The organism is Bacillus sp. ISL-46, assembly GCF_018613205.1.
Genome location: NZ_JAGGQR010000016.1, coordinates 1 through 12,376 on the forward strand (window position 1 = coordinate 1; position 12,376 = coordinate 12,376).

A 12,376-nucleotide genomic window follows, 5' to 3' on the forward strand; every position below is an offset into this window, starting at 1 on the left:
TGAACTTGAAAAAGATGGCCAGCTGGACGTGGAAAGGTCCAGAATTTGCGTAATAATAGTCAAAGGATAGGTCTAAATTTTGCTCTTACGAGCAAAAATCCAATAAAAAGGCATCGAATGGGCTCATTCGAATGCCTTTTGTCTACAATCTGAAAGCTCCCGCGGTTGCGGGAGCTTTTAATTTATGGAACGCTTTGCATATTTTTTTGTATCTATGCCTCTTTGATTTAACCAATGATAGGTTTCGCCAGATATTATTAGGGGTGCATTTTTTAAATCTGAAACAGTCTTTGTACCTAAAGCAGTCATAATCATTTTTAATTCCTCATGAAGGGTTTCGATTTCTTTCTGTAACGTTTCTATCCCATCATTAACAAGAATTTTCAAGAAATAACCTGCCATGCCAACCGCATCTGCTCCAATCGCTATTCCTTTTGCAATATCATGCGCTGACATAAATCCCCCCGAGCCAATGATGGATAGATGATTAGAAACTGACGTTGCTTCAAGAATAGATACACCCGTCGGGATTCCCCATTGATTAAAAAAAGACAGAGATTTTTCCCTGCGCTTATTCTCAATTTCAGCAAAATTTGTTCCCCCAGAGCCGCCCACATCAACCACTTTAACGCCAATTGACGAAAGTGAATGAACAGTTTCCTTTGCCATACCGAAACCAACTTCTTTCACAATAACAGGGACTGTTAGCTCTTTAACAATGGATTCAATTCTTTTAAGTGCACCGGAAAAATTCCGATCTCCCTCTGGCATAGTTAATTCTTGAATTACATTTAAGTGTATTTGCAGGGCATTTGCTTCAACCATCTCGATAGCAGCTTTTGCGTCGTCTGGTGAGGCTTCACTCCCTAAATTTGCAATAATAACACCTTTGGGATTCTCTTTACGGACAATTTCATAGGTGTATTTTTGAGTTTTATCTTTTAATGCAGCCATTTGTGACCCAACGGCCATTGTTAAACCGGTATTTTTAGCTACTATTGCCAGCTCTTTATTGATACAATAAGTTTTTTCACCACCACCACCGGTCATGGCATTGATAAAAATTGGCGAACTTAAATAAAGTCCGCCAATTTCATGGTCTAATCCAACATCGAACACACCGATATTCGGTAATCCTTGGTGAATAAATTTTATATCATCGAAAGCTGAAGCATGATGTCTCCTATTATCAAGGGCATAACGAATGTGGTCCCATTTTCGTTCAGATCTAGACACTTAAATCACCATTATTTTCCTAGATTCTTTAATTTATCTCCAATAACTTCTCCAAGCTGAAAGCCTTTTGACTCTTCAGGAAGTTCATAGTCATGGTTTTCCTCATACTCTTTTTCAAGAAGTTCTTTAATGCTTAAGGATAAACGTTGATCTGACTCATTTGCCTCAAGAACTTTGACATCTACTTCCTGTCCTTCTTTCAATACTTCATGTGGTGTACCGATGTGTTTATGGGCAATTTGAGAGATATGAACCAACCCTTCAACACCTGGAAATACTTCGACAAATGCTCCATAAGAAACCAATCTTTTCACTTTTCCTTTTAAGACGGTTCCTTTTGGTGCTTTTTCGGAAATATTTGACCAAGGTCCAGGAAGTGTTTCTTTAATCGATAAAGAAATCCTTTCATTATCACGATCAACACTCAATACCTTAACCTGTACTTGTTGCCCTTCATGAACTACATCAGAAGGCTTATCGATGTGCTCATAAGATAATTGGGAAATATGAACAAGACCGTCAATGCCGCCAATATCTACGAATGCCCCAAAATCAGTGATTCTTTGAACTGTACCATCAATAATTTGGCCAACTTGAACTGCAGTTAGGCGATTTTGTTTTTGTTTACCTTTTTCTTGTTCTACAACAGCTCGATGAGAAAGAATTAATCGATTCTTTTCCTTATCAAGTTCTACAATTTTAAAGGTTAGGATACGGCCTTTATAATCGCTGAAATCTTCTACAAAATGAGCTTCAACGAGGGATGCTGGTACAAAACCACGAACTCCGAGATCAACAACAAGGCCACCTTTTACGACGTCTTTAACCTCAGCTTCAAAAACTTCTCCACTTTGGAATTGTTTTTCTAAACTCTCCCATGCTTTTTCTGCATCTACTTTCCTTTTGGAAAGGATAATCGCTTCTTCCTCTACTTTTAAAACTTCTAATTCTAATTCATCACCATCTGCGACTGCATCTGATGCTTTTTCAATATGCAGGCTTGAAAGTTCACTGATTGGGATGATTCCATCAATTTTGCTGCCTTGGATATCCACGAGCACCTGCTTTTCTTCTACTTTAGTAACTTGTCCTGTCACTTTATCCCCGATTTCAAAGTTTCTCACATCTACTTGATTTAATTCTTCCGACATATGTATTCCTCCTTAATCCATTTACTCCTAAAAATTCTATATATGAACTGGTGGATGCCACGCAGCATACAACATATATAAAACAAACCTAAAAGCAGTGAATTTTCAAAAAAAATCTCTTTCCATTAACTTCTTACAAATAGTCTTTTTTGTCAAGCAGAACCTATTGATGTTCTTTTTTAAGTTTTTCAATCTCTGACATAATTAATTCAGTAACTTGTTCTGCTGAAGCTTTCTCTTTTCTCATTTCTTCCAGGTCAATGGGTTGTCCATAGACGACCTTTAATTTTCGGAAACTTCTATACGGTCCAATAATAGCACAAGGTACAACCGCTGCTGTTGATCTTAGAGCAAAAAATCCTGCTCCGGAAAGTCCTTTTCCTAATTCCCCAGTCTTACTCCTTGTTCCCTCTGGAAAAAGACCGAAAACATGACCATCCTTTAAAAGCTTTAGACCTGTTCTAAGTGCTTCACGATCGTTAAATCCCCTTTTAACCGGAAATGCATTGCATTTCCTAACAATATTACCTAAAACAGGAACGGAAAAAATCTCTTCTTTTGCCATATAGTGAATAGGTCGTGGTGCCATGATTCCTACAACCATAGGATCGAAATTATGGATATGATTAGAACAAAGAAGAACCCCGCCCTCTTTCGGGAAATGTTCACGTCCGATGGCTTCAATCCTATACCATGGCTTAAAAACTCCATATACAACTGACCTTGCAAACGCATAAAACGTCACACTTATCCAATCCTTTCGTGCACCAACGTCATTATTTTTTCAACAACATCAGGAATTGTCAAAGAGGTTGTATCAATTTCAATTGCATCATCTGCTTTTTTCAGTGGTGCTATTTCTCTCTCTGTGTCGATTTTATCTCTACGAGCAATTTCTTCTTTCAACTTTTCTAAGTCGGATGAAAATCCTTTTTGGACATTTTCAATATGACGCCTCTCAGCTCTTTCCTCGACACTAGCAAGTAAGAATATCTTTACCTCTGCACCTGGCAATACATGTGTCCCGATGTCCCTACCATCCATTACAACTCCGCCTTCAGAGGCAAAAGCTTGTTGTCTTCTGACCATTTCTTCACGGACTTTCTGATGTTTAGCAACATATGAAGTCGAATTAGTTACTTCAGCAAAACGAATCTCATCTGTCACATCCCGATCGTCTAGATATACTAATTGCCCACTCTCAGAAGGCAGCAATTTAATATCCGTAGATAATAATGTCTCTAATAATGAATCTTCATCTTCTAAATTTAGCTGATTAACTATTGCCTTATATGTTAATGCCCGGTACATAGCACCAGTATCGATATAAATATAAGAAAGTTTTTCTGCTACAATTTTTGCAACTGTACTCTTACCGGCTGCAGCAGGGCCGTCTATTGCGATTGATATTTTTTTTTCCATAAATCCTCCTATTTGCCATCATGATTATCTCAGATGTTGTCTACTATTTATTTTACCACAAGATATGTCAATGCCTCTTTTATTTACGACTATAAAAATGAAATTTAATGACAATTATAATTATGTTCAATCAAAAGAAAGCAGGCAGGCCTGCTTTCTCATTTTCCCTGGAAGGTTTCAAGAATATCAGTATATGTATTTTCATTTACCCCTTCGTATTTAGTCAATTGTTTTACTTGAGGAAAGACATCCAACTGATGAAAAAATAATTGTGCAAAAAATAGAAAAATAAACTGTATGATGACAACTTTAATTAAAACTCTTTCTACCTTTTTCATAACATCCACTCCACAAATCAATATATATTTATTATTGGAGTTATTTGAAAAAAATATAAGGAAAAGCAATTGCTCTTCCTTATATCACGTCTTCATATACCGTCTCAGCATTCTTCATTTTTTCAACATCTTCTTCTACACCGCTTTTTGCATTAATAAAAATACGATAGGTATCATCATCGATTGTCCCAAGGAACTCATAACAAAGCACCTCTTCGTTAAGGTCATTTATTATAATTGCCTGTCGGTCTTCCATTACTTTAAAGTTAGGATTCACCTTTGCTCTGGCTTGTTCTAAAGAAATAGCAGGCTTTTCTATTTTCCTTGTCTGAAAAGATTTTAAATACTCTTCAGCGGATACACCAATAATATCACCATTGTCCAAAGCAACTTTAACTTTAATCGATTCAGGGTAAATTCTAATACCATTTATTTTTGAAACAAAATTGAAAACACCGATATTGTCATATTGTGTGCTTTCAAATATCTCTAAATCTTTAAAACCTGTTTCTTTTAGAAAAGTTGCTGCCTTATTATCAGCATCATTTAAACTGAGAACTTGTTTTTTTACATCTCGATGGTTAATAAACCAAATTGGATGTCCCGCTTTTTTGGTAATGTCCATACTGCCTTCATCACCGGTTTTCTTATTTCTTATGGAAACACTATAAAAACCATAATTGGAACCTTTTCCATTTTCAGTAACTTTCACTTCGGAATTCCTATCAATTTTCATATACTTTTTAGCGATTTTAATTGCTTCTTGCTTGGAAATCGTTTTTCCTTTTATTTTTTTAAAATTTTCATCCTTTTTTTGCATATTTACAAAAGTTGGGCCCAAGTCCGTTTCTACATAGCCTGTCACTGTCTTTTCTACAGATTTAAAGCCGTCAATTATTGTATTATCCGTAGATTCCTTGCCAGAAGCCAGGGCAAGTTCAACATCCATCCAGCGAAGGTTATTTTTGAGTACCATATGCTGTACTTTTCGAAGGTCATCCTGAATATCACCAGACTGCTTATAAAGTACCTTTAAAGTGTTGTATTCATCCTTTGACAATGGTTCCTTGTCTAAATCTCTAACAGCGGTTCGATAGCTGAAGTTTCCAATTTTGGCCAAGAATTCCTCCGTCTTGTTAAAAGGTAGTAATGTTAACGGCAGTTGCCCTACATCACTATGTGCTTCTGAAGTAATCCTCCATACCTCAATTAACGATGGAGACAATGATTGCCTTGAATTCATTGCAAGGGTTGTTCCAATCTTATCGTGTAATAAATCCACTTGATAGGAAAGATCATGGAATGCTCGTTGATAAGCATTTTCTGCATTTATTAATATTGCATTTTTTTCCTGATGTTCTTGGTAGCCCCAATAGGCTGTTCCCGCGACACCTACAGCGAGAACACCTATTAATATTCCTCTGATCAATTCTATTCACCTCTCTATTTGCAAAAAATATGTTTTCCGATTTGTTTTATTTGAGGTCGTCCCCATATCCAGCCGCTAGTAGCAGTATCTGGGTTAAAATAGTATAATGCCTCTCCAGTTGGGTCCCAACCATTGATTGCATCTACTACGGCTTTCTTAGCATTTTCATTTGGTGTTAGCCAAATTTGCCCATCAGCAACGGCCGTGAAAGCACCAGGCTCAAAAATTACTCCTGAAACTGTATTAGGAAATGTTGAACTATTTACCCTATTGAGAATAACAGCTGCAACAGCAACTTGACCTGTATAGGGTTCGCCCCTTGATTCTCCATAAACGGCATTAGCCATCAATTGGATATCATTTTGTGAATAACCATTTGGTATGTTAGCAGCTGTTGGCTTTTTGGGTGTCCCTTTTTTTGGTGAAGTGTTTTTTTGAGCTGTATTTTTTGGTGGAGCTGTATTTTTGGGTGTTTGTTTTGCTGGATTAGGGACACTTTGTTTACTTTCATCTCCCCCACCGTAATGTGTAAATTTGTTACCTGAGTTTATTTGCTTTTTTACAAACTGTTCATTGTATTTGCTTGCTTTGGCTAGTTTTAATTTTGTTGGCCACCCCGCCAATCCATCAATTGGCAGCCCAAATTCATATTGAAAATTTCTTAACGCCCAATACGTACTCCATCCGAATACCCCATCAATCTTCCCATGGTAAAATCCAAGATACTGGAGCCTGGATTGCAGTTCAATGACATCATCACCGACCGCACCTTTTTGGATAATCTGATTAGAGAAAGCTCTGACCTCCTTGCTTTCAATAAATGTAGATGTCCCAAACATAAGAAAGATTAATATGGAAAATTTTAGCAAAATTTTTTTCTTTATCATGGAATATTAACCCCCATTGTAAATCTTTTATCAGTAACCCTATTTTTTGTTTAAAAGGTGTTTTTATTCCATCTTAATGAGAATAAATAAAAAAACCCTTTACAAGTGAAGGGTTTTTTGGACAGCATATTGCTTTTTCATATGATTGGCACTTAATATTTTAGCTTTTTTCACTTTCCTTAGTCCAAACCACCAAAGAAAAATCATAAAAGGAAAAATAATAAAGAGCCAATTTTCTTGGGAAATTAAGATAAAATCGTATGCACCGTGCAGAAGAAATGGTAAGAGAAGGGAAAATATAACCCATTTAGCTTTATTCCCTTCCGTAAACTTAGCTTTTCCAATATAAAAGCCCATAATTACACCAAATAGAGCGTGACTTGAAACAGGTAATAATGCACGTGTTACCGCATGTTCGATTCCATTAGCTATTAAATAGAAGACATTTTCTATTGTAGCAAAACCAAGTGAAACAGCTACTCCATAGACAATTCCATCAAAGGGTTCATCAAACTCTACATGCTGATAGACAACATAAAAGAGAATAAACCATTTGAAAAACTCTTCAAATAGACCTGAGCTAAGAAACGCATTGAAAAGATCAGATTTAATTATATGTTCTGTTTCAAGTACATGCTGGATAAACATGATTGGAAACACAAGAAGGGCTCCGTACATAAATGTCCTTAGAACGAAGGATATTGGCTCTGAGTCATATTCATCTTTTAAATAAAAATAACTAAGTAAGGCCAGTCCGGGGGCAATTCCGGCGGATAATATTCCCAGCATGATGAACCTCTTTTCCAATCCATTTTCTTAATCGTATCATGTATTCTCTATAAAGAAAATGAAAGATTCATTCCATTTATTAAGCCGACTTCAACCGTTTGACATTTGGTTAGCTTAAAATTTAATTTCCTTCAAATTGCTAGCAAGGGCTACAGCCAATTTAATTCTTGCTTTTTTAGAGTCGTTGTCACTTCCTAGAATAACTCCCTTATTAAAAAGATCAAAGGCACTTCCTTCATAATCATAGGTTGTGTATACTGAACCCTCTTCTGCGCTTGTAGTGACAACCAGTTTAATTCCCGCTGCAATAGCTTTTTCAATTTCTGCCATCATTTTAGGGGCAACCTGACCACGTCCCACTCCTTCTAGGACAATTCCAGCAATCCCCGCCTCTCGAGCTGCTTTAATAAATTTCCCATCAGCTCCAATATAGCATTTAATAATTTCGACTTGAGGAATAGATGATTCTATTTCAAAATACTCTCTTTTGATTGGTTTTTGAAAAACATGAACCTGATCGTTATCAATAATGCCAAGATAGCCAAATCCAAATGCATTGAAACCCTGGATATTGGATGCATGTTCTTTTTTTACATATCTTGCAGCAAATATTCGTTCATTAAAAACGACAACGGTGCCAGCATCCCTTAAATCATAAGAACAAGCACAATAAATGGCATGACGCAAATTAATATACACATCGCTGCCTAAATCCTCTGGCGAGCGCTGGGAACCTGTAACGACAACAGTTCTTGGGTCTTTAATTGTTAAATCAAGAAAGTAGGATGTTTCTTCCATTGTATCCGTTCCATGTGTGACAACCACGCCTGAAACATCTTCATCCTTAAAATAGTCCTCAATTTTGTTTTTTAATAAAATTAAATCATCAAATGTAATATGAATACTAGCTTTTTGAAAAACAGATTCAATAACGACTTCAATGTCCTTTGGCAAATTACACATACTAGCGAGCTCTTCACCAGTTAACGCACCTGAGGCTAATTTTCCTGAATCTTTATTTGGCTTGCTTGCTATTGTTCCACCTGTTGTTAATAAGACAACTTTTTTCATCATTTTGTCACCCTTTTTGCATCTTTTTCTAGGATTGAGCAAGCAATTTCCCCACCGTGGAACCTGCCATTTTCAATGAATATTTCATTTGCGTTATTTCCTGCCGCAATTACGCCTGCTATATATATCCCCTCAATATTTGTCTCCATTGTATCTGCATTAAAGAAGGGTCGCCCTGATTCCCCATCTATATTTACACCCATGTTCCGTAAAAATTGATGATCTGGATGGTAGCCTGTCATTGCAAAAACAAAATCATTGCTTATCACTTTTTCGTTATGGTCTTTTATATATACAACTTGATTTTCCGTTATTTCTTTTAGGGTAGCGTTAAATTCCATCAAAATGGTTCCCGCCCGGACCAACGCTTCAAATTCAGGAAGAATCCATGGCTTTATACTTGGAGAGTATTTTTCCCCACGATATAAAACTGTTACTCTCGCTCCAGCCTTCACAAGTTCTATTGCAGCGTCAACACTAGAATTTTTCCCACCAATCACACAAACATCTTTATCATAAAATGGATGGGCTTCTTTAAAATAGTGAAATACCTTTGATAAATTTTCACCAGGTACCTCCATATAATTGGGATGATCATAATAACCGGTTGCGATGATTACATAGCGGGCACAATAAGTATTTTTATTGGTATAAACATGAAACAGCCCACCTTGTTTTGATACACTGGTAACTTTTTCAAACGCATTTATTCGTAACTGTTTCCGTTTGGCAACTTCTCGATAATAAACAAGCGCCTGATTTCTTTTAGGTTTATAATGTTCTGTAATAAAGGGTACTTCGCCAATTTCTAATTTTTCTGCTGTACTAAAAAATGTTTGATGTGTAGGATAGTGATAAATTGAATTCACCACATTTCCTTTTTCAATAATAAGTGGTTTTTTCCCTATATCCTGAACTGCGATCGCCGCTGCTAAACCACATGGGCCACCGCCAACAATAATGATATCTTCTATTTGCATAATAAGCACACCCCTTAAAACAATCATACAGGATAACAAAAAAACTCCTATCGTCTATGATAGGAGTTTTTTCACTATGTTTCAATGGTTAAGTTTTAAATCCAGCCTCTAAAACGGCTTGCCTCTGCCATTTTTCTAACTCCAACCATATATGCAGCAAGTCGCATATCGACACGGCGTGTTTGGGCAGTGTCATAAATATTGTTAAAGGATTTTATCATTACCTTTTCCAATTTTTCTTCTACTTCTTCCTCAGACCAATAGTAACCTTGGTTATTTTGAACCCATTCGAAATAAGAAACGGTTACACCACCGGCAGATGCTAATACATCCGGGACAAGGAGAATTCCTCGTTCTGTTAAAATCTCTGTCGCCTCTAGTGTAGTTGGACCATTTGCCGCCTCTACCACAATGCTTGCACGAATATTATGAGCGTTTTCTTCAGTAATTTGATTTTCTATTGCAGCAGGAACAAGAATATCGCATTCAAGTTCTAGCAATTCCTTATTTGTTATCGTGTTATTAAATAATTTTGTAACCGTTCCAAAGCTATCTCGTCTATCTAATAGATAATCAATATCCAAACCATTTGGATCATGCAAAGCTCCGTATGCATCAGAAATTCCAATTACTTTTGCACCTGCATCGTGCATGAATTTAGATAAAAAGCTTCCAGCATTACCAAAACCTTGAATAACAACCCTTGCACCCTCAATTTGAATACCTTTCTTTTTAGCAGCCTCTTGGATACAGATTGTTACTCCTTTTGCCGTTGCAGATTCACGTCCATGTGACCCTCCAAGAACAAGTGGTTTACCCGTAATAAAACCTGGTGAATTAAATTCATCAATTCGGCTATATTCATCCATCATCCAAGCCATGATTTGCGAATTGGTAAACACATCAGGAGCTGGAATGTCTTTAGTTGGTCCAACAATTTGACTGATTGCTCTTACGTATCCCCGGCTTAATCTTTCAAGCTCTCTAAAGGACATATCACGAGGGTCGCAGACAATACCGCCTTTACCACCGCCATACGGAAGATCGACAATTCCACATTTTAAGCTCATCCAAATCGAAAGGGCTTTCACTTCCGTTTCTGTCACACCTGGATGGAAACGAATTCCACCCTTTGTTGGCCCCACAGCATCATTATGCTGGGCACGGTAACCAGTAAATATTTTTATGGAACCGTCATCCATTCTAATTGGAATTTTAACTGTCATTAAACGTAATGGCTCTTTTAAGAGCTCGTATACCTCTTCAGGATAACCTAACTTTTCAAGGGCTTTATGTATAACGGTTTGTGTCGATTTCAACACATCATGCTTTTCCACTTGATTAGTCTTTTCATTATCTTTATCGGCTACCATTTGTAATCCTCCCTAAAAAAATGCTACGAATGTTGTCAGCTTTCAGACACAAGTATACACCTTTAATTGATTTATGCAAGAGGAAAAAACAACTACCTGAACCATTATGTAAACGTTGCCAATTGCATTTTTAAAGGATTTCTAAAAATTGCAATGGCTACAAATTATATCTTAAAAGCTTTTAATGATTGAAAGGGCGGTGGTTGCCCTTTCTAACTTAATTTCTTAAAAAGAAGCTAAATTACTTGAAATATTGAAGAATAGTTTCCACCGCATTATTTTCGATTATTCGTTTCCCATACTCAGCTAAAACGTACGGACTTAGAATAGAAGCATTACCAAATTCAGATAAAACACAAGCTGCCTTAATATTATTTTCAGTTTCTAAATTATTCATTACTAAATAATAGCGATTATGCATTGCATATAGGCTTCCACCAAAAATATTGACAGTGGATAGTCTTTTTGAAAGACCAATTATATCCTCAAAATCATCAAACTCATACAATAGGTCCTCAAAACCTTCCATCCTTACTTGCATTTCAATAAATCCATCATATAGAATTTCCTCATCTTCAATTGCTTCATCAACGGTAATGATCAATATCATCCCTTGAGCCTGGAGGGAGAACACCTCTACCGCCACAGAACCTTGGATATCAACGTCAAATTCCTCACTTGCTTCTTCCACCAAATCATGAAAAAGCTGATTCCATTTTATGGAGTCTTTCCAAATATCTTCTTTGGAGAGTCCCCTGTCAAATAAATCATCAGAGGTTAGAAAAATTTTTATTTTATTGGCCGTTAAGCGTTCTAAGCGCATGATTTTGCCCCCTGCCGTGACATAACTCTTGTTTTCAGTGTATGCCCTGGGGTCCTGTTGGTGAATTGTCTATATTTATCCTTCCATACCAGAATTCCACTTTAGTGTAATCAAGTGACATTCAGCAGGTGCCCCCAACCTTAAAGGGATGGTAGTGGTACCATAACCATTACTAATAAGAAGAATTGTATTATCTAATCTTTTTATTTTCCCTCTTTCATGTGGACTATATCCTAAAATATGAATTTGCCCCCCGTGGGTATGACCACATAACACTAAGCGAATTTCATGTTCAGAAAGAATCTTATTTGTAATATCAGGATAATGGCTTGCTAGAATTTTAAAACTTTTCTCTTCTGCATCTAGTAAGGCTAAATCCAGACGATCTCGGTCTTGCTTTAAATCATCTACACCAAGTAAACAAAATTTTTCACCTTCTGCTGATTCAAAAGTCACAGCGGTGTTATCTAATATTTTAATACCTAACTCCAGGAGGATGGCATCTAATTTATGATAATCTACTTCATAATCATTGTTTCCCCATACAAAGTAGACAGGACCAATTTGCTTTAGTTTCAACAAGTTTGCTTTAACTTTCTCAAAAGGAACCCCTTTTTCTGTTAAATCTCCGCCGATTACAACTATATTTGCCTTCCCCTTAACAGGGTTAATAATTTTATCAGATATCTTTCTCCTATGAATATCCGATATAAAAAAGATCGAAACACTGCCAAGAGATTTAGGAAAGTCAGAAAAAGATAATTCATGTTCTATTACTTTATTTAAAAATGCTTCACGTAACATATATATAAGAAGACATACACCACCGATGAACAGGACAACTAAACTAATAACCATATTTCCTTTTCCCCATTTC

General features: G+C 36.5%; 13 protein-coding genes. All 13 read right to left on the reverse strand.

Annotated features, from left to right (window positions below):
* Positions 1–177 precede the first annotated feature (177 nt).
* Positions 178–1,236: a type 2 isopentenyl-diphosphate Delta-isomerase gene (gene fni, locus J7E67_RS11220; RefSeq protein WP_214718992.1), complete on the reverse strand. Its 1,059-nt coding sequence runs from the start codon at positions 1,234–1,236 to the stop codon at positions 178–180.
* Between the two features lie 11 nt (positions 1,237–1,247).
* Positions 1,248–2,387, reverse strand: coding sequence for a 30S ribosomal protein S1 (rpsA, locus tag J7E67_RS11225; protein WP_214718991.1), 1,140 nt, complete (start codon positions 2,385–2,387; stop codon positions 1,248–1,250).
* 163 nt (positions 2,388–2,550) lie between these two features.
* Positions 2,551–3,132, reverse strand: coding sequence for a lysophospholipid acyltransferase family protein (locus J7E67_RS11230; protein ID WP_214718989.1), 582 nt, complete (start codon positions 3,130–3,132; stop codon positions 2,551–2,553).
* Positions 3,133–3,134: 2 nt separating this feature from the next.
* On the reverse strand, positions 3,135–3,809 hold the full coding sequence (gene cmk / locus J7E67_RS11235; protein ID WP_214718988.1) for a (d)CMP kinase: 675 nt from the start codon (positions 3,807–3,809) through the stop codon (positions 3,135–3,137).
* Between the two features lie 158 nt (positions 3,810–3,967).
* Positions 3,968–4,147: a YpfB family protein gene (locus tag J7E67_RS11240; RefSeq protein ID WP_088088814.1), complete on the reverse strand. Its 180-nt coding sequence runs from the start codon at positions 4,145–4,147 to the stop codon at positions 3,968–3,970.
* Positions 4,148–4,226: 79 nt separating this feature from the next.
* Positions 4,227–5,576 carry a germination protein YpeB gene (gene ypeB, locus J7E67_RS11245; protein WP_214718987.1) on the reverse strand — a complete coding sequence of 450 codons (1,350 nt, stop codon included), beginning with the start codon at positions 5,574–5,576 and terminating at the stop codon, positions 4,227–4,229.
* 14 nt (positions 5,577–5,590) lie between these two features.
* Positions 5,591–6,415: a spore cortex-lytic enzyme gene (gene sleB / locus J7E67_RS11250; RefSeq protein WP_374223924.1), complete on the reverse strand. Its 825-nt coding sequence runs from the start codon at positions 6,413–6,415 to the stop codon at positions 5,591–5,593.
* 147 nt (positions 6,416–6,562) lie between these two features.
* Complete coding sequence (gene prsW / locus J7E67_RS11255) at positions 6,563–7,252, reverse strand: glutamic-type intramembrane protease PrsW (RefSeq protein WP_098931580.1); 690 nt, start codon at positions 7,250–7,252, stop codon at positions 6,563–6,565.
* A gap of 114 nt (positions 7,253–7,366) precedes the next feature.
* A complete protein-coding gene (locus J7E67_RS11260; RefSeq protein WP_214718996.1) occupies positions 7,367–8,323 on the reverse strand; it encodes an asparaginase in 957 nt (318 codons plus the stop codon).
* Positions 8,323–9,303, reverse strand: coding sequence for a YpdA family putative bacillithiol disulfide reductase (locus J7E67_RS11265; protein ID WP_214718981.1), 981 nt, complete (start codon positions 9,301–9,303; stop codon positions 8,323–8,325). The genes J7E67_RS11260 and J7E67_RS11265 overlap by 1 nt, the downstream gene beginning before the upstream one ends.
* Before the next feature lie 95 nt (positions 9,304–9,398).
* Complete coding sequence (locus J7E67_RS11270) at positions 9,399–10,676, reverse strand: Glu/Leu/Phe/Val family dehydrogenase (RefSeq protein WP_214718980.1); 1,278 nt, start codon at positions 10,674–10,676, stop codon at positions 9,399–9,401.
* A gap of 241 nt (positions 10,677–10,917) precedes the next feature.
* A complete protein-coding gene (locus tag J7E67_RS11275; protein WP_214718979.1) occupies positions 10,918–11,499 on the reverse strand; it encodes a genetic competence negative regulator in 582 nt (193 codons plus the stop codon).
* A gap of 75 nt (positions 11,500–11,574) precedes the next feature.
* A complete protein-coding gene (locus J7E67_RS11280; protein WP_214718977.1) occupies positions 11,575–12,357 on the reverse strand; it encodes a metallophosphoesterase in 783 nt (260 codons plus the stop codon).
* Positions 12,358–12,376: the final 19 nt, after the last annotated feature.